Consider the following 24285-nt stretch of genomic DNA (forward strand, 5'->3'; position numbering starts at 1 on the left):
ATTAAAACTACGGCGTTAAACCCATGCGGTCAAACCACACTTTGTACAACGGCGCATTATCCACACAGAATACATCGTTATTGGTAACGACATGCTGTGGACAACTAAGGTGAGAGTCAGTGCACAACGGCGTATAAAGTCCAGTAAATCAGCGAGAATAGCTGTACTCAGCAGTGGATAAGCCTGTGAGTAAATAGCACCAAGGGATGGGGAAGAAATGTCGGAAACACCCGACCCGACTAACGAGCTGTGGCACGAGGTTCTCGGACATCTCGATGGAGATGAGCGAATTACGCCACAACTTCAGGGATTCGTCAGCCTGGTTGAGCCCAAGGGTGTCATGGCAGGAACTCTGTATCTCGAAGTTCCCAATGAACTCACCCGCGGGATGCTTGAACAACGACTGCGCCAGCCTCTTCTCGACGCTATCGGTTTGCTCAGTGACGAACACGCCATCAACAACTTCGCCACCGTGGTTAATCCAGATATCCAACAGGATGCTCTTTCTCAACAAATACCTCACACCGAGCAGCCCTATATCGAGCCAACACCACAAAAGCCGATCGAGCAGTCGGCCCCGAGACGAAGTGACTCTCGCCTAAACCCGAAATACAGTTTCGACAACTTCGTAATTGGTGGATCAAACCGATTCGCTCATGCTGCAGCGGTCGCTGTGGCCGAAGCGCCGGCTAAGGCGTATAACCCCCTCTTCATTTACGGAGGATCGGGGTTAGGTAAGACCCACCTTCTCCACGCAATCGGCCATTATGCCCAGAGCCTGTACCCGGGCATCCGCGTACGTTATGTGAGCTCAGAGGAATTCACCAACGACTTCATCAACTCGATTGCCAATAACCGGGCGTCGGTATTTCAGTCTCGCTACCGAGAGATTGACATTTTGTTGATCGACGACATCCAGTTTTTGCAAGGGAAAGACTCCACTCAAGAAGCGTTCTTTCACACTTTTAACACGTTGCACGATCACAACAAGCAAGTGGTCATCACGAGCGACCTGCCTCCTAAACACCTCACCGGATTCGAAGACCGGATGCGGTCACGCTTTGAATGGGGTCTGATCACTGATGTTCAAGCGCCAGACCTTGAGACTCGGATCGCCATTCTTCGCAAGAAAGCTCAGAGCGAGAAGATGCAGGTCGGAAACGACATCCTCGAATTCATGGCATCGAAGGTCTCGTCAAACATTCGCGAGCTCGAAGGAACTCTGATTAGAGTCACCGCATTCGCTAGCCTCAACCGCACCGAGGTTGATATGGCCCTCGTTCAGACCGTGTTGAAAGATCTCATCACCCTCGACGACGACAATGTGATTGCACCCGTCGACATAATCAATCACACCGCTGACTACTTCAAGCTCACAGTAGATGACCTGTATGGCTCCTCCCGCTCACAAGCAGTAGCAACAGCTCGCCAGATCGCGATGTACCTGTGTCGGGAGATGACTAACCTCTCGTTGCCGAAAATTGGGCAACTCTTCGGTAATCGCGACCACACAACCGTGATGTACGCGAATAAGAAGATTACTGAGCTCATGAAAGAACGCCGCTCGATCTACAACCAGGTCACTGAACTCACCAGTCGCATCAAACAGAACCATCGATTTGGAAAAAGTTAGCTAATTCCACTTGGGGATAACTTGGGGATAACTCTTTCAACTCGCCGGAAAGATTGTTGAACTACAGACTCGTTCTGTGGAATTGCGAATTCTTGTCATTCGAGTTTCCCCTGCCAACTGAACATTTATCCCCGTCTCCTCAACAAGTCACACGGATGTAGTTTCCAGTAGTTACAAGAAATCTGATGAGTTATTCACACAATCCACAGTGGTTAAGAGTGTGACCTTTAAAGAATGAAATTTGAATCCCAAATAACCTGTGGTTCGCAAGTGGATCGGCTGTGCCAGTATTAACGGCCAGAGCTTGATCCGGTTAGGGGTGGTTCATGAAGTTTCAGGTCAATCGTGATGTCTTCAGCGAGGCGGTTTCGTTTGCAGTCAAACTGCTGCCGCAGCGCACGACGCTGCCCATTTTGAGCGGTGTACTGATTGAAGCGACCGATGAGGGTCTGACTTTGTCATCCTTCGACTACGAAGTTTCTGCTCGAACCCAGATCACCGCTGATGTTGATGAACCAGGTCGAGTGCTGGTTTCTGGCAAGCTTCTCGCAGAAATTGCCAGCCGACTACCCAATGCACCAGTGCGTTTTAGCACCGAAGACAACAAAATTACCGTTGCCTGCGGCACAGGACATTTCACGCTCTCGAGCATGCCGGTCGAGGAGTACCCGACTCTTCCTCAAATATCTGACCGTGTGGGAACTCTCAAGGCAGATCTCTTTTCGGCAGCGATCGCTCAAGTTGCAGTTGCAGCGTCACGAGATGATGTCACCCCGGTGATTACCGGAGTGCAACTTGAAGTATCTGAAAACAACATCTCGCTCGTAGCCACCGACCGCTATCGCGTTGCGGTGCGGGACATCGAGTGGAACGCCGGGGAATCCGGAGTCGAATCTGCTACGGCTCTTGTTCCTGCGAAGACGCTGGTCGAGATCGGAAAGACTTTCGCGAACAGCGGTGAAATTTCCGTAGCCATCACGAGCACAGATGAGCGAGAGCTCATCGCTTTCCAGGCGGATAAGAAAACTGTGACGTCGTTGCTCATCAAAGGGAACTTCCCACCGGTGCGTCGCTTGTTCCCTGAAACTGTGGACAACTTTGCGGTCATGAATACCGCGGAACTCATCGAAGCAGTGCGCCGAGTATCACTGGTACTTGAGCGTGAAGCAGCTCTCCGATTCACTTTCACGACTGAAGGTGTCACTCTTGAGGCCATCGGATCTGAGCAGGCTCAAGCCTCCGAAACGATTGATGCATTCTTGACCGGCGATGACACCGTTGTTTCACTCAAGCCTCAATTCCTGATCGATGGTCTCAGTTCTGTTCACTCCGAATTTGTGCGCATTTCCTTCACGAAGACGGAAAACCCCAATAAGCCGGGCCCCGTTCTCATCACTAGCCAGTCGTCGAAAGACCAACCGGGGAGTGACAACTACAAGTATTTGCTGCAGCCAAACCTGTTGTTGAGGTAACACATGAGCAACACCACGCACATTGGAATTATTGGCCTGGGAAAAATGGGCGGCAATATGCGTGAGCGTATGCGAGCCAAAGGGCTCACCGTCACTGGATATGATCCCAACCCTGAAGTCAGCGACGTCGCGACACTTTCCGATCTGGTGGACGCGCTGCCAGCGCCGCGGATCATCTGGGTAATGGTTCCCTCTGGCCCGGTCACAGATTCTGTAATTACAGATGTGGAAAGTCTTCTCGATTCCGGAGACCTAGTGATCGATGGTGGAAACACTCGATTTACTGATGATGAAATTCATCGCGAGCAGCTTGCAACCCGCAACATCGCATTTGTGGATGTTGGGGTGTCAGGCGGAATTTGGGGCCTCGAAAACGGATACGGGCTCATGGCCGGTGGTGAAGCATCCGATATCGAACGAGCAATGCCAATATTTGATGCCCTTCGCCCTGAAGGCCCCCGTGATGAAGGATTTGTTCACGCCGGTCCTGTCGGAGCTGGACACTACGTCAAGATGGTTCACAACGGTATCGAATATGCCCTAATGCAGGCCTGGGCTGAAGGTTTCGAACTTCTCGATAGCCGCAAAGATCTCGTGAAAGACGTGCCAGGTTCGTTCAAGGCGTGGCAGCGCGGAACCGTCGTTCGCTCGTGGTTGCTTGAACTTCTCGTGAAAGCACTCGAAGAAGATCCTGATTTCGCCGACATAGCCGGATATGTCGAAGACTCTGGGGAGGGTCGCTGGACCGTGCACGAAGCGCTCAATCAGGCTGTTGCTGTGCCGACTATTAGCGCCGCAATTTTTGCTCGATTCGTTTCACGTCAAGAGGATTCACCGTCGATGAAGGCTGTTGCCGCTCTCCGTAATCAGTTCGGTGGGCATAGCGTCCGCAAGAGTTAAGCTTCGACGGCGATGCTTGTTACCCACGTTGAACTCAAAGACTTTCGTAATTACGAGTCTCTTGGCCTAGAACTCACCTCTGGCCCAACCCTCATTGTCGGCTCGAATGGTCAAGGAAAGACCAATTTGGTTGAGGCACTGGGATTTCTCAGCACTCTCGGTTCCCATCGGGTCTCAACCGACCACGCCATGGTTCGTCAAAATACGGATGCCGCGATCATTCGAGTTCGCCTTGAACACAATGAACGAAAATTCTTGGCTGAAGTGCAGATCAATCGCAGTGGTGCCAATCGCGCACAGATTAATCGCTCCGCCATTCGAACGCGAGAGCTTCCTCGATATTTTTCCAGCGTTCTCTTCGCGCCTGAAGATCTCGCTCTCGTGCGTGGGGAACCTTCCGGCCGTCGCAGGTTTATTGATGACCTACTTGTTTTGCGTTCGCCACGGTTCAGTGGAGTGATGTCGGACTATGAGCGAGTGGTGAAGCAGCGAAACATGCTGTTGAAATCTGCTCGCGCGTCAGGAATCCGTGACGCACAGCTGAGCACGCTTGATGTGTGGGATGAACGCCTTATCGAATTTGGATCAGAAATTATCAGCGCCAGAAGTGCGCTTGTTGCTGATCTCAGTCCTGAGGTTTCGCAGTCCTACGAACGAATTGTTGGTGCGGATCATGGTGCCTCGTTGGCGAATTCTCTCAGCATCATTTCGCGTCAAGATGATCAAGACAGTGCCGTGGCAACTAATGAGGTTGGAGAAATAATTTCGGTCGCTGACGCGACGACGGCATTCACCGCAGCCCTGGAGTCGGTGAGAAAAGCAGAGAGAGACCGTGCGATTACTCTCGTCGGCCCACATCGTGATGACCTGATCTTTGGGCTAAACGGGCTGCCGGCACGCGGTTACGCAAGTCACGGTGAGTCATGGTCTTTTGCCCTTGCTCTGAAACTTGCTTCAGCCGAACTATTGCGCCGCGAATCATCTGCCGGCGATCCGGTCCTGATTTTGGATGATGTCTTTGCTGAGCTTGATCAATCGCGTCGGGAACGACTTGCGGCCTCAATCTCAAATTTTGAGCAGGTACTCATCACGGCAGCAGTTTTTGGTGATGTTCCCGAGCAACTTGCCGCGAACGTTGTGCGGATCCGCGCTGGTGAGGTTGTCACAGATGAATGATCGCGATCCCGCCGTTGACGAACACGTTGCGGTCTATTTGAGATTTCGCGAGGTTTTCGGTGACCCATCGAAACGCTCGTACATGGCACGCAAGCGTGACAAGAAAGAGCCGGGAACAAGTGTTCCGTTTGCACCAGGACGTGATCCCCACGGACTTGGGGATGTTATGGATAGCCTGACGAACAGTATGGGGTGGAGTTCTCCGCTTGCCCGTTCGGAATTGTTGTTAGGTTGGCCACAAATCGTCGGTGAAGAAACAGCGGAGCATTCTGAACCGGTTGGTATTGAAGAGGGTGTACTGACTGTGCGCTGTGATTCGACTGCGTGGGCAACACAGCTGAGGTTGATGCGTTCACGGATCTCTACGACGATCGCGCAGCAGTATCCAGAAGCAGGTGTAGACACCGTGCGCTTTGAGGGCCCCAACGCCCCTTCTTGGAAAAGAGGCCCCAGATCAATTCCAGGCCGGGGCCCGCGCGATACTTACGGCTAACAAGGCAAAATAGGTCACGTCACTAAAGAAACTCCCGTAGAACGCAATTTGACCGTCGTAGGCTCTCGGAATTTGTTAGAATATCTGAAGCCGTCAGACGCACCTCCTTCTGGAGTACCAGCTCTGAATGGCGAGTGTGAACTAGCGGCAGGAGCCTAACTTCAGATGACATCGACGCCCGAAAACGACGTGCCCGAGAGCCAGATCATTGCCAACGGTCATGTTGCCGCTGATAGCTATGGTGCCGATCAAATCCAGATCCTTGAGGGTCTTGAAGCGGTTCGCAAACGCCCCGGAATGTATATCGGTTCCACTGGCCCGCGTGGATTACACCACCTCGTCTATGAAGTTGTCGACAACTCTGTCGATGAGGCTCTGGCCGGTTACTGCGACACGATCAACGTGTGGATCCGAAAAGACGGCTCCATTCGAGTGCGAGACAACGGTCGAGGAATTCCTGTTGATCTGAACCAGCAGGAACAGAAGTCCACGGTCGAAGTTGTCATGACAATGCTGCACGCCGGCGGAAAATTCGGTGGAGGCGGCTATGCAGTTTCCGGTGGACTCCACGGCGTGGGTATTTCTGTTGTGAACGCATTGTCGGCTGAGATTGACACTGAAGTTCGCCGTCAAGGACATGTCTGGCGAATGAGTTTCGCCAATGGTGTTCCCGTTGGACCGCTAACCCAGGGCGAGAGCACTGAAGAAACCGGAACGCAGCAAACGTTCTGGCCGAGCAAAGAGACTTTCGAGACCGTCGAGTTTGATTTCGAAACTCTACGTGCACGTTTTCAGCAGATGGCCTTCCTCAACAAGGGTCTGCGCATCACGATCACCGACGAGCGTCCCGACGATGAAGAAGTCGTCGAGAGCTACATGTACGAGCGCGGTCTGGTCGACTACGTCGAATACCTGAATAAAGCCAAGAAGAACGAGCTCATTCATCCGGATGTCATCGCCTTTGAATCGGAAGATACCGAGAAGCGCATCTCGCTAGAGGTGGCCATGCAGTGGACTGCCGGCTACACCGAAAGCGTTCACACCTACGCAAACACGATCAACACCCACGAAGGCGGAACCCACGAAGAAGGCTTCCGCGCCGCACTAACCACACTGGTTAACCGTTACGCCCGCGAAAAGAACATCATCAAGGAAAAGGATGAAAATCTCTCCGGTGACGATGTTCGTGAAGGTCTGACCGCAGTTATCTCCATCAAACTCGGCGAACCGCAGTTCGAAGGCCAGACCAAAACTAAGCTCGGCAACACCGAAGCGAAGGCGTTCGTTCAGCGCATCGCCGGCCAGCAGCTCGGGGACTGGTTTGATCGCAACCCCACGCAGGCCCGCGATGTTATTCGCAAGGCCATTCAGGCATCCCAAGCACGACTTGCCGCCCGCAAGGCGCGCGAACAGACTCGTCGTAAGGGACTGCTTGAATCGAGCGGAATGCCCGGAAAGCTGCGCGACTGCTCGAGCAAAGACCCGTCACTCTCTGAAATCTTCATGGTCGAGGGTGACTCGGCAGGTGGTTCAGCCGTTCAGGGTCGCAACCCAGAATTCCAGGCGATCCTCCCGCTGCGAGGCAAAATCCTCAACGTAGAAAAGGCTCGTCTCGATCGCGCGCTCGGCAATGCCGAGGTCCAAGCCATGATCACGGCATTCGGTGCCGGTGTTGGTGAAGACTTCGATCCCGAGAAGGCTCGCTACCACAAAATTGTTTTGATGGCCGATGCTGATGTTGATGGACAACACATCACCACGTTGCTGCTGACTCTCCTCTTCCGCTACATGCGCCCGCTCATCGATTTGGGTTACGTCTATCTCGCACAGCCGCCGTTGTACCGACTCAAGTGGAGCAACGCCCAGCACGAATACGTCTACAGCGATGCTGAGCGCGATGCTCTCACCGAGATGGGCCTTTCGGCAGGAAAGCGCATGCCCAAAGACAACGGCATCCAGCGGTACAAGGGTCTTGGTGAGATGGACTACAAGGAACTGTGGGAAACCACGATGGATCCCGCTACTCGCACATTGCTTCAGGTCACCTTGGATGACGCAGCAGCAGCTGACGAAATCTTCTCGACTCTCATGGGCGAAGACGTTGAGTCTCGCCGAAACTTCATCCAGCGCAACGCCAAAGACGTCCGCTTCCTCGACATCTAGCTCGAGCAGAGCACACGGCGCCCGCATTCGCGACTGACACAGACTGGAACTGAAACTTAATGGCTGACGAAGAAACTCCGAAGAAGACCTTCGAAGACGCACCCGTAGACACGCGTCACGACAAGATCAATCAGGTTGATCTCCAGTTGGAGATGCAACGCTCCTACCTCGACTACGCAATGAGCGTCATCGTGGGCCGTGCGCTTCCTGAAGTGCGCGATGGATTGAAGCCTGTGCACCGTCGCGTTATTTACGCGATGTATGACGGTGGCTACCGCCCAGATAAGGGCTTCTCCAAGTGCACCCGTGTTATCGGTGATGTCATGGGCCAGTTCCACCCGCACGGTGACTCGTCGGTCTACGACGCCCTCGTTCGTTTGGTGCAGCCGTGGAGTCTTCGCTACCCACTGGCCCTTGGCCAGGGAAACTTTGGATCACCCGGAAACGACGGCGCTGCTGCCCACCGTTATACCGAAACCAAGATGGCCCCGCTTGCTATGGAAATGGTGCGGGACATTGAAGAAGACACCGTCGACTTCCAAGACAACTATGACGGCCGCACTCAGGAGCCGACGGTTCTTCCGAGCCGTTTCCCGAACCTGCTCGTCAACGGTTCAGTGGGAATCGCGGTCGGTATGGCCACAAACATTCCGCCACACAACCTTCGTGAGGTCGGCGAAGGTGCTCTCTGGCACTTGGCTCACCCCGAGGCTTCACAAGAGGAACTCATTGAAGCGCTCATTCAGCGCATCAAGGGGCCAGACTTTCCGACCGGTGCGCAGATCTTGGGCATCAAAGGTATTCAGGATGCGTACCGCACTGGCCGTGGTTCGGTCACGATGCGTGCCGTTGTCAATGTTGAAGAGCTCCAGGGTCGCACTTGCCTCGTCGTCACCGAGCTTCCGTACCAGGTAAACCCTGACAATCTGGCACTGAAAATTGCCGACCTCGTCAAGGACGGCAAGCTCGCCGGCATTGCCGACATCCGGGATGAGACCTCAGGTCGCACCGGCCAGCGACTCGTCATCGTGCTGAAGCGAGATGCTGTAGCGAAGGTTGTTCTCAATAACCTCTACAAGCACACGCAGCTGCAGGAAAACTTTGGCGCGAACATGCTCGCGATCGTGGATGGCATTCCGCGCACGCTATCGATCGATGGCTTTATTACCGCGTGGGCTACTCACCAAATCGAAGTCATTGTTCGCCGCACAGCCTTCCGCCTGCGAAAGGCCGAAGAGCGAGCTCACATTCTGCGCGGCTATCTCAAGGCTCTCGATGCCCTCGACGAGGTCATCGCGTTGATTCGTCGCTCGGCGACAGTAGAGGATGCCCGCGAGGGACTCATCAAGCTTCTTGAGATTGATGAAATTCAGGCCCGCGCGATTCTCGACATGCAACTGCGTCGACTCGCCGCGCTTGAGCGTCAAAAGATCACCGACGAGCATGATGCTCTTGAGCTCGAAATTGTCGAGTTCAAAGCGATCATTGCGAGCGAACAACGCCAGCGCGACATCGTTAGTGAAGAACTTACTGACCTGCTCGCGAAGTATGGTGACGATCGCCGCACCGAGATCATGATGGGCTTCGACGGCGACATGAGCATGGAAGATCTCATCCCCGAAGAGGAGATGGTGGTCACCGTTACTCGCGGCGGGTACGTCAAGCGCACCCGCAGCGACAACTACCGCAGCCAGCACCGGGGTGGCAAGGGAGTCAAGGGTGCCCAGCTTCGGGCGGATGACATCGTCGACCACCTGTTCGTCACCACGACGCACCACTGGTTGCTGTTCTTCACCAACACCGGTCGCGTCTATCGGGCAAAGGCGTACGAACTGCAGGAGGGCGGTCGGGATGCCAAGGGCCAGCACGTTGCCAACTTCTTGGCACTGCAGCCTGGTGAAGAAATTGCACAGATCCTCGACATCCGCGACTACCAGACAGCCACCTATCTCGTATTGGCTACTCACAACGGTCTCGTCAAAAAGACTGCTCTTGCCGAGTACGACACCAACCGCAGTGGTGGAATCATCGCCGTGAACCTGCGTGAGGGAGATGAACTCGTCTCGGCCATGCTCGTTGAGAGCAGCGACGATGTTCTGCTGGTTTCTCGCAAGGGAATGTCGATTCGCTTCACGGCATCCGATGAGGCACTTCGACCAATGGGTCGATCGACGTCCGGTGTGATGGGTATGAGCTTCCGTGAGGATGACCGCTTGCTGAGTGCGAGTGTTGTTCCCGAGAGTGGCTACGTCTTTGTCGTTACTGAGGGCGGCTTTGCGAAGCGCACTTCAGCGGATCAATACCGCGTTCAGGGTCGTGGTGGCTTGGGTATCAAGGTCGCCAAACTCGACGGCGCACGAGGCGATTTGGCTGGTGCTTTGATGGTCGGAGACCACGACGAAGTTCTTGTGGTTCTTGCCAGTGGCAAGGTGGTACGCTCTTCTGTCGCTGAGGTTCCGGCCAAGGGCCGTGACACTATGGGCGTTGTCTTCGCTCGATTCGCAGCCGAAGACAAGATCATTGCGATCGCACGAAACAGCGAACGAAATCTAGAAAATAAAGAACTTGAAGCTCAAGACGGTAGCGTTCTGAGCGAAGATGCCCCTGCTGGGAAGGACGAGTCGGTAGATGAGTAGTGTCGCAGAGAAGTTGCAGCGCAAGTCGCAACGTCAAACATCGGTTAAACAAGTACGACTCAAGCTGGTTTACGTCGACTTCTGGTCGGCTGTAAAGTTCTCGTTCTTGGTGGCAGTATCACTCGGAATTGTTCTTGTTGTCGCATCGATGTTGGTGTGGATCGTTCTGAACTCCACAGGAATTTTCGGAAAAGTAGACGAGATCTTCCGCGACATCCTCAGTGATGAGAGCTTTAGCGTCGCGACCAGTTTCTCGCTCGCCCAGGTTGCTGGATTCTCCTTCGTCGTCGCAATTCTGAACGTTTTGGTTGGTACAGCGTTGGGTGCGATTGCGAGTATGCTTTATAACTTCAGCGTGCGACTGACCGGTGGAATCCTCGTGGGTTTCACTAACAACTAGTCGATTACGTCAAACGGCCAGAATGCGATACTCTCGTATCTGCCCAACGGGGGTATAGCTCAGGCGGTTAGAGCGCTTCGCTGATAACGAAGAGGTCCGTGGTTCAAGTCCACGTACCCCCACTGGAATCTTCACAAGAGATTCCTTAATTGGGGCCTTAGCTCAATTGGTAGAGCGCCTGCTTTGCAAGCAGGAGGTCAGGGGTTCGATTCCCCTAGGCTCCACAGCACGACAACGAAAACCCCGGCCAGTCATCTGGCCGGGGTTTTTGCGTTTCTGCAAAGGCTCGCGCGGTGGGTGAACGGACAAGTCATGAACGCGGAGTTTCCTTCGCTCACGACGGCCTCGCCTAGGTTTTCGCCCGAAACGAGTTCAGGCCCGGTTCGAAATGAACCGGGCCTGAACTCGTTAAGAGGTTTGGGCTCAACCGTGGGTGAGCCAGCGGCAATCTTCGCCGGGTGGAGTGGAGGCTAGATAGCCTCTGCTTCGTCGTCGATCCATAGGTCGTCATCGGCGCGCAAAGTTTGCCAAGCGGCGTAGGCGACGCCAACCGCTGCGACAACTCCGATGCCGATCAGGATGTAGCGACCGAAGCCTGCTGACTTGGGTTGAGGCTTGACGATGCCAGTCTTTTCACCAGCGGTTACTGCCAAGCCCGATACGCGAGCAAAAGCATCCCGAACCTGCTGGTTCTTGGCTACTTCAAGTGCGGCAAGCGCTGTGCCGAGCGCTGACGTCACAGCAGGCAGAACATCGCCCTTGATCTTGCTCTTGGTGCTTTCGGCCGCTGAGCGGGCACCAGCGATCGACGACGACACCGCAGGCTTCACCCGTGAGTCGAGAGTGTCGTGAATTTTGGGGCTGACCTCTTCGCGAGCGTAGTTGGCGGCCTGATGGCTCGCCTCACGTACGACAGCGGAAGCATGCTCCAGCAATTCTCGCTGGTCACTCCACAGGTCTTCAGCTTGACCCTTTAAGCGCTTGAGTTCTTTGCGGCGTTTGCGAGTTAGTGCCACGGGAAACCTCCAAAGATGGTCGAACAGTTATTCCATACTGCCACGCCGGGTTCTGTGTGCGCACTGCTTTGGCTGTGAGCACCCTGAGTAACCCGGATCATAGGCACAGGTTGGCTATGTAAGAATTGACCTTATGTCTCAACACACCGCAGTTGCCACTATCAAGACAAATCTCGGAGAAATCCGTCTCAACCTTTTCGGCAACCACGCGCCGAAGACCGTTGCAAACTTCGTTGGTCTCGCCAAGGGCGACATCGAATGGACGCATCCCGCCACCGGTCAGAAGACTACAGCGCCTCTCTACGATGGCGTGATCTTCCACCGCATCATCAAGCAGTTCATGCTCCAGGGCGGCGACCCACTGGGAAAGGGCATCGGCGGCCCCGGCTACAACTTCGACGACGAGATCCACCCCGAGCTCAACTTCTCAGCCCCCTACATTCTTGCTATGGCAAACGCCGGCACGCGTGGAGGAAAGGGAACCAACGGTTCGCAGTTCTTCATCACTACCGTTGCTACCCCGTGGTTGCAGGGCAAGCACACCATCTTCGGCGCCGTGGCCGATGACGATTCACGCAAGGTCGTCGACGCGATTGAAGCCGTCGACACCGACGGTGGCGATAAGCCACTCACCGACGTTGTCATCGAGAGTGTCACGATCGACGAGGTCTAAACTTCGTGACCTCATCGCCGGATGCCAGCGGCAACTATTGCTATCGGCATCCAGATCGGCAGAGCTATACGCTATGCCAGCGATGCGGGCGCACGGTATGCCCCAGCTGCCAAACACAGGCGGCTGTGGGCGTACATTGCCCCGAATGCATCGCAGAGGCCCGTGCCAACGGACCAAAACGCAAGCCCGTTCTCGTCAGAGCAGCTCGTGCGTCTACGGGCAAGCCGGTAGTTACCTACACGCTGATAGCACTCACCGTAGCGATCTTCCTGCTTCAGCTCATCCCTGGCAGCGGCGTGACTCAGGCTCTGGTCTACTACCCACCGCTAACCGCCTCAGAACCGTGGCGAATGATCACGTCGGCATTCCTTCACTCGCCGAGCTCGATCTTCCATGTTGGATTCAACATGTTCACGCTATTCATCTTCGGTAGGGCGTTAGAGATCCCCCTTGGGCGCGCGCGATTCCTCGCTCTCTACCTGATCAGCGCCCTGGGAGGATCGGTGGCAGTGCTACTGATCGCACCGGGGTCAGTCGTGCTCGGAGCCTCCGGAGCAATTTTCGGAATCGTTGCTGCGTTCTTCGTCATTCAGCGTCGGATGGGTGTGAACAACCGCGTATTGCTGATCGTGCTCGCGATCAACCTCGTCGCCGGCTTCATCCCCGGACTCAATATTTCGTGGGAAGCCCACGTCGGTGGTCTCGTGACGGGAGCGATTCTCGCCCTTGTCTTTTTGCGCCAGCGCAACAAGACATCATCGATTCCCGAGATCGCTCTCGTAGCACTCGTCGGCGCCGGATTAGTGGCCCTGACCCTCGTGCGGATCTTCGTTCTATAAGTGACTAAAAGTTATCCACAGGTTTATTAACACTGGGTATAACTACACGCGTGTAATTTCTAGCGCCACCGAGTGGTCATCAGGAATCCAACGAAAAGGATGCCGAAGCCAACCAAGATGTTCCAACTGCCGAGCGACGCAATCGGCAATTGCTGGTTGCTGACGTAGAACACAATGATCCACGCGAGGCCGATCAGCATAAAGCCAAACATGACGGGCTTGAACCAGACCGCGTTGGGGGCGTCCTCAGCGGGACGTGATGGAGAGTTTTCTGCAGAGTTACGGGCCATGAGGGAAATTCTAGCGCGAACGCCCTGGGTGCCGAACAACCGCGAGGAAAGCAGGCGGTCACAACACGTAGAATTGTGGGTATGGTTCTCGAAGACGGACGGCGAGTGCGCCGCGGCGCGAAGCCATCTCGGTCTGTCTCCGTGATCGGAATCCTTGGCGAACTCTTCATTACCGCCGGCGTGATCGTGCTGCTTTTTCTCGTCTGGCAAACCTGGGTAAACAACATCGTTGTGAGTAACGCCCAACGTGACGATGCCCTCGAGCTCAGTCAAGAGTGGAACAAGGGTGAAGCGGTCAAGCTCGCTCCCGACGAAAGAGCCGACCCCGGTGTACCCGTCGTTGCGGAGGCACCAGCACAGGCTGTGGCCTTCGGAACTCTCATCGTTCCCCGATTCGGTGCCGACTACGCGCGACCCATCGCCGAGAGCGTCAACCTGAGGCAAGTGCTCAACACTCAAGGTGTCGGGCACTATGTAGGAACCCAGATGCCTGGCGAGATCGGCAATTTCGCGGTCGCCGCCCATCGCACCGGTTTTGGTGACCCCTTCTTTGACATCAACAAGCTTCAGCTCGGTGACAGCGTCTACGTTGAGACTGAAGCCGGCTGGTATCGCTATGTTTTCCGCTCGCTCGAGTATGTTCCGGCATCCGGCGTTGGGGTTCTCAACCCTGTTCCGCAGTTCGATGGCGCTGTCGCCAGCGATCGCCTCATGACAATGACCAGCTGCAATCCCATTCACACCGCTGATGAACGCATCATCGCCTATGCCGTTTATGACACGTGGTATCCGCGCTCGGAAGGCGCACCAAGCGAGATCGCAGCAATCGCCCAAAACCGTGAAGGAGCTGGCTAATGTACGCTTCCCTCTGGCGTGTTCTCCCGGGACCCGCCCTCGTCCGCGTTCTCATTCTGCTTGTGCTGATCGCCGTGATTGTAGCCGTGCTCTTTGCCTGGGTATTCCCGTGGGCACTACCGTTCGTGACTTCACTGGATGCGACGGTGCAACAGTGACCCGCATTCTTGTCATCGACAACTACGACAGTTTTGTTTACACGCTCAACGGTTATCTCCTTGAGTTGGGCGCCACTACCGAAGTGTTGCGCAACGATGCTTTTAGCGCGGATGACGCGGCGGCAGCGATAGCTGACTACGACGCCGTGCTGCTTTCGCCGGGTCCCGGCACTCCGGCTGATGCCGGGGTGAGCATCCCGATCGTTCATGCTGCTCTGGCTTCAGGTCAGCCGCTCTTTGGAGTGTGCTTGGGCCACCAGGCAATCGCTGAAGCACTGGGGGCGACCGTTACTCATGCTGATGAGTTGATGCACGGCAAGACTTCGCTGATCGAGCATGACGACAGCCTGATCTTCCGGGATATGCCGCAACCATTCACGGCTACCCGCTATCACTCGTTGGCGATTGTTGATGGCACGCTGCCTGATGAACTCCAGATCACCGCGCGCACTCCCGGCGGAGTGATCATGGGCGTGCAGCACGAATCGCAGCCGGTCTATGGTGTGCAGTTCCACCCTGAGTCAGTTCTCACCGAGGGTGGATACCTGATGCTCGGAAACTGGCTATCGAAGGTTGGCATGGCCGATGCTCCCGCACTGGCCAAGACGTTGACGCCTCTCGTTCACAACTAGCAAGCCTCTGGCAACGAGCGTGCCAGCGTGAATCGCTGAGTTAGCCAGCGCAGTACTGGAGCGTGATCTCTGATTTCTGCGGCTGGTCGCCGATGATCGACTGGTAGCTGACCGTGTTACCTGAACAGCTGAAGTCTGCGGTGAGCTTTACGCTCAACTGAAGCGCCGTGAGCGTCGTGTTCGCTTCGCCGATATCTTTCCCTGTGACCGAAGGAATCTGCACCAAACCATTTGAGACAACGAGGTTTACAGTCTCACCCTCGCGGATGATCGATCCATCGGAAGTGCGTTCGGCATCCCCGCGAGGATCGGAACTAATGACGGTGCCCTTTTTGAGGTTGGGCGAGTAAGTCTGAGAGCTCGTGCCGTAGACGAGACCTGCAGCCTCAAGCAGCTTAATTGCTGCAGCCTCCTGCATATTGCTGACGTCAGGAACAGTCACGGTAGTGCGACCCTGTGAAACAACAACTTCAACTTGCAGCCCGATGGGTACAGTTTGCCCAGGACCCGGATCGGTACGGATGATGACACCCTCGTCGATGGTTTCACTGGTCTGATTGACGCGCTTAGGCTCAAGCTCAAGCTCGGTGAGAAGAGCCTCGCCCTCCTCGTAGGTCATGCCGGCAACATCGGGCATATCCACTGCGGTCGTGCCGCCGAGTTGTGCCGGGTCTAAGCTAAACGCCCACACAACAACCGCGATGATGACAACAGTCATGAGCGCGATACCGCCCCAGATCCACGCCACTGGTGGGCGGTTCTGAGTGCGCGGTGCGCGATCGTTCTGATCAACAGCGAGCTGGCGGAAAGTGGCATCGCTGCCAGCAGTGGCGTTCGGGTTTACCCCAAACAGCGTGGCATTGAAGTCTGTGGAAGCCAGCTGCTTGCGCTCAGGAACAGCACCGGCAGCCGCAGTCTCAACATCGGTGCGGAACTCGGCAGCGCTCTGATAGCGATCGAAACGATCCTTCGAGAGCGAACGGAGCACAACTGCGTCGAGGGCCGGAGAAACTGCGGCGGTTGAGGTGCTTGGCGGCGTCGCCTCGGAGTTGACGTGCTGGTACGCGACCGCGACCGGATTTTCTCCGGTAAATGGTGGCTGCCCGGTGAGAAGTTCGAACAGAACGACGCCGGTGGAGTAAAGGTCGGAGCGGGCATCCACACTCTCGCCACGTGCTTGCTCGGGAGAGAAATACTGAGCTGTGCCAACGATGGCACTGGACTCGGCAATCGTGGCGGCCGAGTCAGAGACGGCACGCGCGATGCCGAAGTCCATGACCTTCACCTGGCCGCCCGTGGTGACCATAATGTTGCCTGGCTTGATGTCGCGATGGACGACCCCAGCGCGGTGGGAGTATTCCAGAGCGGTAAGCACCTGCGCCACAATTCGCGTTGCTTCAGCGGGAGCAAGCGGACCCTCGGCAACGATGTCTTTCAGCAGTCGACCGTCGACGTATTCCATGATGATGAACGGAATGAGCGTCTCGTGTCCGGTCGAGTCGATGACCGACTCTTCGCCGGCATCAAAAATGCGCACGATCGTGGGGTGAGCCATTTTTGCTGCATCGTGAGCTTCGCGACGAAAGCGAGTGCGGAAGGCAGGATCGTTAGCTAGTGAAGGCTTAAGTAGCTTGATCGCTACTCGGCGCCCGAGGCGTGAATCCATACCGAGGTGAACATCGGCCATTCCACCATGGCCGAGAAGCTCGCCAATTTGGTATCGCCCAGCGAGCTGGCGTACGCCCTGTGCAACGCCTTCGCTCACTAGTTCACTCCTTTTTCACTCTGCAGAAAGTACCGCTCTAGTCTATGTGCTGCCTGTCGTGACGGCGGCTCACGGAATGGTTACGGTGACCGGCTCGGATGATGGCGACTCAAGATCTGTGCACAAAGCGGTGTACGAGATAGTGGCCGTGTCTCCCGAATTGGGGGGAAGGGTGATCGTGAATTGGGTCTCGTTCGGGCCGCGGCTCGCGTTGCCATCGTTGATGGTGGCGCCCTGCACGAGGAAACTGAACCCTGAACGCGGATGCCCGGCTGGGCATCCTTGATAGTCAGCCCATTTGACGGTCACTTCTGCTGACCCTGCATAGGGACCGAGAGGGTCGAGGGTGTTCGCCGACGGTTGGGTCGGCGTCGGCGTGACCGCGACCTTGTCGTAGAAGTACACCGTGATGGTTTCGCCCTTGTTGACGTTTCCGGTTGGTGCGGCACGGTAGGAGAAGCCGACCTTCTCAGCAGACGGCGCCGCGCTTCCTGTCTCGGCAGCGAGCACGAGGCCCTTATCGGCGAGAATCGACTCGACGGCATCCTGTTTGCGGTCAAGAAGTTCGGCTTCGGTGAGCTCGACCTTCTCTGCCGTCGGTGTCGCCGACGGTGTCGGCGAACTCGAGGTTGGTGTTCCGGAAGTCTCGATCGGGGCTTGTTCCTCAGGGTTTGCCAGCAGGGCAATGATTGCGCCGATCAGCACAACGGCTAGTAAAGAGATGAGCGCGACGATGGGCCAGGTCCACGGGTTGCGTTTCTTGGGCTCGTCAACGACCGCGGTGGTGGTGACTCCGGTAGCTCCCGCCGTATTGAGTACGCGGGTTGCTTGCGTGGCGTTGCCGTAGTTCAGTCCAACGGTGGCCGCGTGAGAGTTGTCTCCCAGAATTCCGGGCACTGCTGCTGCCGCTGCTGCAATATCTCCGCGGCGCAATGACTGTGCTGCACGAGAAAGATGCGATGCGGATGCCGGACGATCGCCGGGCGATTTAGCCAAGCAGGCGTACACAAGGTTGCGCACGGGTTCGGAAACCGACATCGGCAACTCAGGCGGAGTCTCATTGATCTGAGCCATGGCGATTGCGACTTGGGATTCACCCGTAAAGGGGCGACGTCCTGCGAGGGCTTCGTAGGCGACGACGCCGAGGGAGTAAATGTCGGTGGTTGGCGAAGCGGGGTGGCCACTTGCCTGCTCAGGAGACAGATATTGCACTGTTCCCATGACTTGACCCGTTGCCGTAAGTGGCACTTGGTCAGCAATTCTGGCGATACCGAAGTCGGTGATCTTCACACGGCCTTCTGGCGTGATGAGAAGGTTTCCCGGCTTAATGTCGCGGTGAACGAGGCCAGCAGCGTGGGCGGCCTGAAGTGCGGCTGCCGTCTGGGCGACCATATCGAGCACGCGGTCAGGGTCGAGTACGCGCTCACGTTCGATGATGGCACTGAGTGCTTCACCGGGAACGAGTTCCATCACGAGGTAGGCGCTGCCTTCTTCCTCGCCATAGTCGAAGACGTTGGCGATGCCCTCATGGTTGACGAGGGCAGCGTGGCGCGCCTCAGCGCGGAACCGTTCCAAGAACCCGGGGTCACCCAGGTATTCGTCTTTAAGAATCTTGATGGCTACGGTTCGGCCAATCACGAGGTCTGTTGCTTGCCATACCTCGCCCATGCCACCGATCGCTACGCGACTGGAAAGCTGGTATCTGCCCCCGAAAGTGAGCCCACTGGTCGGTCTCATCTGTTTAGCACCGCCTCTAGTACTTGACGCCCAATTGGTGCGGAAATACCGCTTGAGGTGCCGGACTGTCCCAGTCCACCACCATCCTGAACTACTACCGCCACTACAACCTCTGGATCATTTGCCGGCGCGAACCCTGTGAACCATAGCGTGTATGGCTCACCGACTCCGTTTTCTGCTGTACCGGTCTTACCTGCGACGTCGACCCCGTCTATTCTGGCACTGCTCGCGGCACCGCTGTTGACTCCATCAACCATCATCTGGGTGAGGGCCGCAGCGGTTTGCGGGCTGATCGCTTGACCAAAAAGGGTCGGCTCGAAGGACTGAATAGTTGTGAGATCAGATGCCATGATGCTCTCAACAAGATTGGGTTGCATCAGCGTTCCACTGTTGGCTATGGCCATCGAAACCATAGCCATCTGCAGCGGGGATGCGCGAACACTTGACTGTCCGAATGCCGAAAGCATTGTCTGCGGACGGTCGAGGGCTCGCGGGTAAACACTTTCGGTCGAATCCAGAGGAACAGAAACGCTCTCGTTGAACCCGAACTTGTTTGCTTGGTCGCGAATGGCAGTGGCGCCGAGGGCATCACCCAGCTGAGCGAAGGGAATATTGCAGGAGAGTCGGATCGCGGTAGCGATCGTTGCTGACGCGCCAGCGCCGCAAGTTCCGCTGTTTGCGTTGCTGATCTTGAATGTGCTCTCGGGCAGTTGCAGTTCTGCCGGATTCGGGAAGTCGCTATCGCCCGTATAGTCGCCACTCTCTAGGGCTGCCGCTGCGACAACAAGTTTGAAGGTGGAGCCGGGCGGATCCAACGGACCAGCGAGAGTGCGATTGAAGAAGGGGGCGTCCGGGTCGTTGAGGAGTCTCTCATAGGCCTCAATCACCGCTGAGGTGTTGTGGACGGCAAGCTCGTTAGGGTCGAAGGTCGGCTTCGACACCATCGCCAAGATCTCCCCCGTTTTGGGTTTGATCGCGATAACAGCGCCCTTGTAGTCGCCGAGAGCATCCCAAGCGGCCTGCTGAACAACAGGGTCGATGGTGAGTTCGACGGCAGCACCCGTCGGATTCTGACCCGTCAGAATTGCATTCACCTGATCAAAGAACTGATCGTTGGATGACCCACTCAAGTAGTCATTGAGCGAACTCTCAAGTCCGGTGTTTCCCTGATTGAGCGTGAGGTAGCCGGTGATGGGAGCGTAGAGCTCGCCCTTCGGATAGACCCGCAGGAACTTGAACTCGTCGTCGACAGGTTGGGACAGTGCGATCGGCTCACCATCAACGAGAATCGGACCACGTTCGGCCGAGTAGCTCGCATACAGAGTGCGCACATTGCGACCATCCGCCTGCAGGCTGTCGGCAGTGACAACCTGAATCACGGAACTTGAAATAAACAAGCTCACGAACATGAGCAACACAACAGTGCTCACACGCTTGAGTTCGCGGTTCACTGCCCCACCACCAATCGGTTTTCGATGGATGGCTCAATAACCAGTTGTGGTTGGTGGCGCACCGTGTCAGAAAGTCGCAGCAAGAGAGCGGCAATGATCCAGTTGGCAACCAGAGATGAACCACCAGCAGCGAGGAAGGGTGTCGTAAGTCCTGTCAAAGGAATCACGCGCGTGACCCCGCCAATGACAACAAAGACTTGCAGCGCGATCACGAAAGCGAGACCGACCCCGAGGAGGCGGCCGAAATCGTCTTGACCGGCAAAGCCGATCCGGAATCCACGAGACACAAACAGAAGGTACAGCGCCAAGATTGCGAAGATGCCGATAAGGCCCAACTCTTCGCCGAGCGCCGAGATGATGTAGTCACTCTCGGCGAGGGGAGTGATCTGGGGGCTGCCGCGTCCAAGTCCGGTGCCAATGAGCCCGCCGTCTGCGAGGCCAAACAAGCCCTGCACTAGCTGGTAACTGCCACCGGTCGCGTCGTAGACATCCGGGTTGAAAGGATCGAGCCACGCATCGATGCGACCCGAAATGTAGGTGAGGAAGCGGCTAGCAACGAACGCGCCGCCCAAGAACATGGCCATTCCGAGCAGAATCCAGCTAGAACGGCCGGTCGCGACATAGATCATTACCAAGAAGAGGCCGAAATACAGCAGGGCAGTACCCATGTCGCGCTGGAAGATCAAGACGAGCATCGACGCCACGAAGACGACGATGATGGGCCCAAGGTCGCGGGCACGCGGGAACGTCATACCCAACACTTTGCGACCGACCATCGAAAGCGAGTCACGAGCCGAGACCAGGTAACCGGCGAAGAAAATCGCCAAAGCAATTTTGGCGAGCTCACCCGGTTGGAACGAGAACGCACCAATCTGAACCCAGAGGCGGGCACCGAAACGAGTGTCGCCAATGACAGGAGCGAGCGGCAAGAGCAGCAGAGCGATACCGCTGAACATGGCAATGTACCGGTAACGCTGCAGCACCCGGTGGTTCTTGATGATGAGCAGAACCGCCATCGCAATGATGATCGCGATGCCCGTCCAGACAATCTGGCGAACGCCGCCGCTGCTCCAGCCCGTGAGCTCATCCGCCAAATCGAGGCGGTAGATCATGGCGATACCGAGCCCATTGAGCACAGTAATGATCGGCAGAATCAGAGGATCGGCATCCCGTGCAGTGACCCGCAAAGTGATGTGCATCGCGAACACCAGCACGCCAAGCAGACCCGAGAGCCCAAGCACGGTGAAACCGAGATGGCCGATTGCCCCCAACTGAACAAGAGCGATCGACCCAAGATTGATTGCCACCGCAATGATTACGAGCAGCAGTTCAAGATTGCGCAGCCGAGCGGGCACCCGCAGCCTGAGGCGGATGTTTTCGGTGATCGCTCGCGGGCCGGCCGATGCCGAGGCGCGAACGTCTTGGCTAGGGGATGCGGGCATCAGACAACAATCTCACTATGCGGCGGGCATCTTCAAGGTCGTGGGCGTTGATTGTGTTTTCAACGCTGGCGCGGCGGTACAGGGGAAGGTCGACCACTCGAATGTCAGTGATTTGGTAGACGTGCGACATCGAAATGGGGCCGATGTCTTGCTGCACGCCCTGATAGATCGCAACCTGGCCATCGTCAGCACCCACGTAAAACTGCAATTGGGTGTACTGGTAACCACCAACGAGCCCACCAGTGATCACCGCAATAGTGATCGTGATGAACGCGATCCAGGAGATACGACGACGGCGAACTCGACGACGATCTTCACGGATGATCGCCTGGTAGTACTCATCAGATTCAGGCTCGAAGTGGCTATCGTCAGGCTGCGTTGCTTTGAGGGGGTGCAGAAGCAAATTGGGGAGGCGAACTGGCTTCTTAGAGCTTGAGGGCTCGAACGACAGCGGAGACGCAGCCGAGCCGACCGTAATCGGTGGGGTGTGGGCAGATGAATTGTCATCACCAATATCGACGAGCACCACGGTCACGTTGTCTGGAGCCCCTTGGTCGAGGCTGGCCTGTACGAGGCGTTCGGTTGCGGCATCCGCATCGGTGACTCGGCGTAGCGTTGCGGCGATCTTGTCTTCTGTGACAAAACTGCTCAGCCCATCGGAGCACAGCAACCACCGGTCGCCAGGCTTCGTCTCAAGAACATCAGTATCAATTTCGGGAGACGCATCAACGTCACCCAATACCCGCATCAACACTGAGCGACGTGGATGCACGGCCGCCTCTTCTTGAGTGATGCGCCCGCTCTCGACCAAACGTTGAACGAAGGTGTGATCGTGGGTGATTTGAGTCATCGTGCCGTCACGCAGCAAGTAAATGCGTGAGTCACCAATGTGGGCCATGGCCATTTTGTTGCCAACGCGAACCATGCCGCTGACGGTGGTGCCCATTCCGGTGAGCTCGTTGTGCTCAATTACGGTCTCAGACAGGATGTTGTTGGCAGCAAGCAGAGTCTCGTGCAGAATTTCTGCTGCTTCTTCTGCGGTCTCGAAAACGCGGTCGGCTTCAACGAGGTGTTTGATGGTGATCGCTGACGCTACATCGCCACCAGCGTGACCGCCCATGCCGTCCGCGACAATAAACAGGTGGCTGCCGGCGTAGGCCGAGTCCTGGTTATTTGCGCGGACCCTACCCACATGGGATGCGGCAGCACTGTTGCCCGAATTGGCCATCCAGTTACCGTCGCAGTTCGAAGCTGGTTGTACCGATCTTGATCGGCGTATTCAACGGGATCGGCGTCGGAACGCTCACGCGCTGGCCGGCCAAGAAGGTGCCGTTTGTGGAATCGAGGTCTTGAACAACCCAGCTGTCAGCCCAGCGCAACAATCGAGCGTGGTGAGTTGACGTGTAATCGTCACGGATGACCAAACCAGATTCGCTCGAACGACCGATCGTGAGCTGTTCATCTGGCAAAGAAATCTCGAGTCCCTCTTTTGAGCCAGACACGATGACGAGTCGTGTGGCATCAAGGGAGTTTCCGGAAGCGGGAGCAGGCGCTACTGGGCGCGTGGGTTGTGCTGCAACGGGCGAAGCGGCGGGAGTGGTTGGTGCTGCGGGTGCGGACGGCGTGGCGGTGTTCTGCACGGGCATCCGTCGGACTTTTTCTCCGAAGAGATCGGAGCGCAGCGCGTAGACGATGGCAAAAATGAAGCCCCACATGATGGCGAGGAAGGCGACGCGCAGCAGCAGGAGGGTGAGTTCACTCATCGGGTGAACCCCCGGTCGTTGCGGCGGTCAGCGGGCTGGTCGACATCTGCAGATTGGGCAAGCACACGGAACACGATACGGGTTCGACCGATATCAATCACGGATTCTGGCGCGAGTGGTGCGCGAGAGACGGGAGATCCGTTCAATTTGGAGCCGTTTGTGGAGTTGAGGTCGTTGACTTCGGCCTTGGAACCGTCCCACAAGATTTCGACATGTTTGCGAGAGATGCCGTTGTCGTCGACGGTGATGTCAGCTTCACTGCCTCGACCAATGATGGTGCGTGAATGAACGAGGGGATGCCGGGTGCCGTTGATTTCGAGTACCGGAGTCCACGCGACGGTGCCTTTGACGCTGACCGAATCGACTTCGATCATTCCTTGGCTGAGGGCGTCGTCGGGAACGAGGGTGATGCCGATTCCGCCAGAGAAGGAGTAGTGCTGGGCTGTGGCGTGGCGCTGCACTAGTTCGGTGAGCTCTGAGATGAGTGTTGACCCGAGTCCGGACATCCGTTGGTAGTCCGTTTGGCTGAGGCGCACCGTGAAGTTGTTGGGCACGAGGATACGGTCGCGCGACACTACAGCGGCCTGCGTGTCGAGTTCACGGCGCAATGCGCTTGTTATTTCGACGGGTTGCAGACCACTTTTGAAGGTCTTAGCGAATGCGCCGTTAACGGCACGCTCGAGACCTCGCTCAAAGTTGTCCAGAAGACCCAAAGCTCTCCTCGTGATAGCTCGTTGTAGTACGTCGATGTTAGCTGTTAAGGGAGGCTAACCCGTTACCGACGCCGAGCA

22 protein-coding genes and 2 tRNA genes are annotated in these 24285 nt (G+C 56.3%); 15 read left to right on the forward strand and 9 right to left on the reverse strand.

The features are described from left to right. Nucleotides 1-217: 217 nt before the first annotated feature. The 10 genes from dnaA (at nucleotide 218) to AC061P_RS00050 (ending at nucleotide 11097) form a co-directional block, all read left to right on the forward strand. Complete coding sequence (gene dnaA / locus AC061P_RS00005) at nucleotides 218-1633, forward strand: chromosomal replication initiator protein DnaA (RefSeq protein WP_449647867.1); 1416 nt, start codon at nucleotides 218-220, stop codon at nucleotides 1631-1633. Nucleotides 1634-1959: 326 nt separating this feature from the next. Continuing rightward, nucleotides 1960-3105 (forward strand): DNA polymerase III subunit beta, encoded by a 1146-nt coding sequence (dnaN, locus tag AC061P_RS00010; RefSeq protein WP_449647868.1) that lies wholly within the window; start codon nucleotides 1960-1962, stop codon nucleotides 3103-3105. Between the two features lie 3 nt (nucleotides 3106-3108). Next, entirely contained in the window at nucleotides 3109-4005 is an 897-nt protein-coding gene (gnd, locus tag AC061P_RS00015; protein ID WP_449647869.1) for a phosphogluconate dehydrogenase (NAD(+)-dependent, decarboxylating), read from the forward strand. 12 nt (nucleotides 4006-4017) lie between these two features. Then, on the forward strand, nucleotides 4018-5181 hold the full coding sequence (gene recF / locus AC061P_RS00020) for a DNA replication/repair protein RecF (protein WP_449647870.1): 1164 nt from the start codon (nucleotides 4018-4020) through the stop codon (nucleotides 5179-5181). After that, nucleotides 5174-5674: a DciA family protein gene (locus tag AC061P_RS00025; protein WP_449647871.1), complete on the forward strand. Its 501-nt coding sequence runs from the start codon at nucleotides 5174-5176 to the stop codon at nucleotides 5672-5674. Before recF ends, AC061P_RS00025 begins: the two co-directional genes overlap by 8 nt. A 165-nt stretch (nucleotides 5675-5839) precedes the next feature. Next, nucleotides 5840-7837, forward strand: coding sequence for a DNA topoisomerase (ATP-hydrolyzing) subunit B (gene gyrB, locus AC061P_RS00030; protein ID WP_449647872.1), 1998 nt, complete (start codon nucleotides 5840-5842; stop codon nucleotides 7835-7837). Between the two features lie 59 nt (nucleotides 7838-7896). Continuing rightward, nucleotides 7897-10473: a DNA gyrase subunit A gene (gene gyrA, locus AC061P_RS00035; protein ID WP_449647873.1), complete on the forward strand. Its 2577-nt coding sequence runs from the start codon at nucleotides 7897-7899 to the stop codon at nucleotides 10471-10473. Beyond that, entirely contained in the window at nucleotides 10466-10873 is a 408-nt protein-coding gene (locus tag AC061P_RS00040) for a DUF3566 domain-containing protein (protein ID WP_449647874.1), read from the forward strand. Before gyrA ends, AC061P_RS00040 begins: the two co-directional genes overlap by 8 nt. A 48-nt stretch (nucleotides 10874-10921) precedes the next feature. Further along, nucleotides 10922-10995, forward strand: a tRNA-Ile gene (locus AC061P_RS00045). 29 nt (nucleotides 10996-11024) lie between these two features. Further along, nucleotides 11025-11097, forward strand: a tRNA-Ala gene (locus tag AC061P_RS00050). A 246-nt stretch (nucleotides 11098-11343) separates the two neighbouring features. Here AC061P_RS00050 and AC061P_RS00055 read toward each other — a convergent pair. Then, nucleotides 11344-11889 (reverse strand): hypothetical protein, encoded by a 546-nt coding sequence (locus AC061P_RS00055; RefSeq protein ID WP_449647875.1) that lies wholly within the window; start codon nucleotides 11887-11889, stop codon nucleotides 11344-11346. Nucleotides 11890-12022: 133 nt separating this feature from the next. Here AC061P_RS00055 and AC061P_RS00060 point away from each other — a divergent pair, with 133 nt between their 5' ends. Together AC061P_RS00060 and AC061P_RS00065 are read left to right on the forward strand one after the other, a co-directional pair. After that, nucleotides 12023-12562 carry a peptidylprolyl isomerase gene (locus AC061P_RS00060; protein ID WP_449647876.1) on the forward strand — a complete coding sequence of 180 codons (540 nt, stop codon included), beginning with the start codon at nucleotides 12023-12025 and terminating at the stop codon, nucleotides 12560-12562. Between the two features lie 125 nt (nucleotides 12563-12687). Beyond that, nucleotides 12688-13401, forward strand: coding sequence for a rhomboid family intramembrane serine protease (locus AC061P_RS00065; RefSeq protein ID WP_480391508.1), 714 nt, complete (start codon nucleotides 12688-12690; stop codon nucleotides 13399-13401). Nucleotides 13402-13460: 59 nt separating this feature from the next. Here AC061P_RS00065 and AC061P_RS00070 read toward each other — a convergent pair whose 3' ends face one another. After that, the gene (locus AC061P_RS00070; protein WP_449625563.1) at nucleotides 13461-13691 is read right to left on the reverse strand and encodes a cell division protein CrgA; all 231 of its coding nucleotides are present in this window, start codon (nucleotides 13689-13691) and stop codon (nucleotides 13461-13463) included. An 81-nt stretch (nucleotides 13692-13772) separates the two neighbouring features. Here AC061P_RS00070 and AC061P_RS00075 point away from each other — a divergent pair, with 81 nt between their 5' ends. From AC061P_RS00075 to AC061P_RS00085, 3 genes are read left to right on the forward strand one after another with little or no spacing between them, the layout of a single operon-like run. Next, entirely contained in the window at nucleotides 13773-14546 is a 774-nt protein-coding gene (locus tag AC061P_RS00075) for a class E sortase (protein ID WP_449647878.1), read from the forward strand. Continuing rightward, nucleotides 14546-14704 (forward strand): hypothetical protein, encoded by a 159-nt coding sequence (locus AC061P_RS00080; protein ID WP_449647879.1) that lies wholly within the window; start codon nucleotides 14546-14548, stop codon nucleotides 14702-14704. The genes AC061P_RS00075 and AC061P_RS00080 overlap by 1 nt, the downstream gene beginning before the upstream one ends. Further along, entirely contained in the window at nucleotides 14701-15336 is a 636-nt protein-coding gene (locus tag AC061P_RS00085) for an anthranilate synthase component II (RefSeq protein WP_449647880.1), read from the forward strand. The genes AC061P_RS00080 and AC061P_RS00085 overlap by 4 nt, the downstream gene beginning before the upstream one ends. A 40-nt stretch (nucleotides 15337-15376) precedes the next feature. Here AC061P_RS00085 and pknB read toward each other — a convergent pair whose 3' ends face one another. The 7 genes from pknB to AC061P_RS00120 all read right to left on the reverse strand — a co-directional run bounded on the left by pknB (nucleotide 15377) and on the right by AC061P_RS00120 (nucleotide 24207). Continuing rightward, complete coding sequence (gene pknB, locus AC061P_RS00090; protein ID WP_449647881.1) at nucleotides 15377-17101, reverse strand: Stk1 family PASTA domain-containing Ser/Thr kinase; 1725 nt, start codon at nucleotides 17099-17101, stop codon at nucleotides 15377-15379. A gap of 69 nt (nucleotides 17102-17170) precedes the next feature. Then, nucleotides 17171-18838 (reverse strand): protein kinase domain-containing protein, encoded by a 1668-nt coding sequence (locus AC061P_RS00095; protein WP_480391509.1) that lies wholly within the window; start codon nucleotides 18836-18838, stop codon nucleotides 17171-17173. Then, complete coding sequence (locus AC061P_RS00100) at nucleotides 18835-20289, reverse strand: peptidoglycan D,D-transpeptidase FtsI family protein (protein WP_449647883.1); 1455 nt, start codon at nucleotides 20287-20289, stop codon at nucleotides 18835-18837. The genes AC061P_RS00095 and AC061P_RS00100 overlap by 4 nt, the downstream gene beginning before the upstream one ends. After that, nucleotides 20286-21731 (reverse strand): FtsW/RodA/SpoVE family cell cycle protein, encoded by a 1446-nt coding sequence (locus AC061P_RS00105; RefSeq protein ID WP_449647884.1) that lies wholly within the window; start codon nucleotides 21729-21731, stop codon nucleotides 20286-20288. The genes AC061P_RS00100 and AC061P_RS00105 overlap by 4 nt, the downstream gene beginning before the upstream one ends. After that, nucleotides 21715-22959 (reverse strand): Stp1/IreP family PP2C-type Ser/Thr phosphatase, encoded by a 1245-nt coding sequence (locus tag AC061P_RS00110; protein ID WP_449647885.1) that lies wholly within the window; start codon nucleotides 22957-22959, stop codon nucleotides 21715-21717. The genes AC061P_RS00105 and AC061P_RS00110 overlap by 17 nt, the downstream gene beginning before the upstream one ends. Before the next feature lie 4 nt (nucleotides 22960-22963). Then, entirely contained in the window at nucleotides 22964-23494 is a 531-nt protein-coding gene (locus AC061P_RS00115) for an FHA domain-containing protein FhaB/FipA (RefSeq protein ID WP_449647886.1), read from the reverse strand. Further along, the gene (locus AC061P_RS00120) at nucleotides 23491-24207 is read right to left on the reverse strand and encodes an FhaA domain-containing protein (RefSeq protein WP_480391510.1); all 717 of its coding nucleotides are present in this window, start codon (nucleotides 24205-24207) and stop codon (nucleotides 23491-23493) included. Before AC061P_RS00120 ends, AC061P_RS00115 begins: the two co-directional genes overlap by 4 nt. Between the last annotated feature and the right edge of the window lie 78 nt (nucleotides 24208-24285).

Source organism: Rhodoglobus sp. G.S.4 (genome assembly GCF_056619605.1).

What these genes read in the sequence shown, in the direction of transcription:
- AC061P_RS00110 (WP_449647885.1), bottom strand. Translation starts at nt 22,959, where the DNA reads ATGGCCAATTCGGGCAACAGTGCTGCCGCATCCCATGTGGGTAGGGTC.
- AC061P_RS00060 (WP_449647876.1), top strand. Translation starts at nt 12,023, where the DNA reads ATGTCTCAACACACCGCAGTTGCCACTATCAAGACAAATCTCGGAGAA.
- AC061P_RS00115 (WP_449647886.1), bottom strand. Translation starts at nt 23,494, where the DNA reads ATGAGTGAACTCACCCTCCTGCTGCTGCGCGTCGCCTTCCTCGCCATC.
- AC061P_RS00040 (WP_449647874.1), top strand. Translation starts at nt 10,466, where the DNA reads ATGAGTAGTGTCGCAGAGAAGTTGCAGCGCAAGTCGCAACGTCAAACA.
- gnd (WP_449647869.1), top strand. Translation starts at nt 3,109, where the DNA reads ATGAGCAACACCACGCACATTGGAATTATTGGCCTGGGAAAAATGGGC.
- dnaA (WP_449647867.1), top strand. Translation starts at nt 218, where the DNA reads ATGTCGGAAACACCCGACCCGACTAACGAGCTGTGGCACGAGGTTCTC.
- AC061P_RS00025 (WP_449647871.1), top strand. Translation starts at nt 5,174, where the DNA reads ATGAATGATCGCGATCCCGCCGTTGACGAACACGTTGCGGTCTATTTG.
- gyrA (WP_449647873.1), top strand. Translation starts at nt 7,897, where the DNA reads ATGGCTGACGAAGAAACTCCGAAGAAGACCTTCGAAGACGCACCCGTA.
- dnaN (WP_449647868.1), top strand. Translation starts at nt 1,960, where the DNA reads ATGAAGTTTCAGGTCAATCGTGATGTCTTCAGCGAGGCGGTTTCGTTT.
- AC061P_RS00105 (WP_449647884.1), bottom strand. Translation starts at nt 21,731, where the DNA reads ATGCCCGCATCCCCTAGCCAAGACGTTCGCGCCTCGGCATCGGCCGGC.
- AC061P_RS00075 (WP_449647878.1), top strand. Translation starts at nt 13,773, where the DNA reads ATGGTTCTCGAAGACGGACGGCGAGTGCGCCGCGGCGCGAAGCCATCT.
- AC061P_RS00080 (WP_449647879.1), top strand. Translation starts at nt 14,546, where the DNA reads ATGTACGCTTCCCTCTGGCGTGTTCTCCCGGGACCCGCCCTCGTCCGC.
- gyrB (WP_449647872.1), top strand. Translation starts at nt 5,840, where the DNA reads ATGACATCGACGCCCGAAAACGACGTGCCCGAGAGCCAGATCATTGCC.
- recF (WP_449647870.1), top strand. Translation starts at nt 4,018, where the DNA reads ATGCTTGTTACCCACGTTGAACTCAAAGACTTTCGTAATTACGAGTCT.
- AC061P_RS00070 (WP_449625563.1), bottom strand. Translation starts at nt 13,691, where the DNA reads ATGGCCCGTAACTCTGCAGAAAACTCTCCATCACGTCCCGCTGAGGAC.
- AC061P_RS00095 (WP_480391509.1), bottom strand. Translation starts at nt 18,838, where the DNA reads ATGAGACCGACCAGTGGGCTCACTTTCGGGGGCAGATACCAGCTTTCC.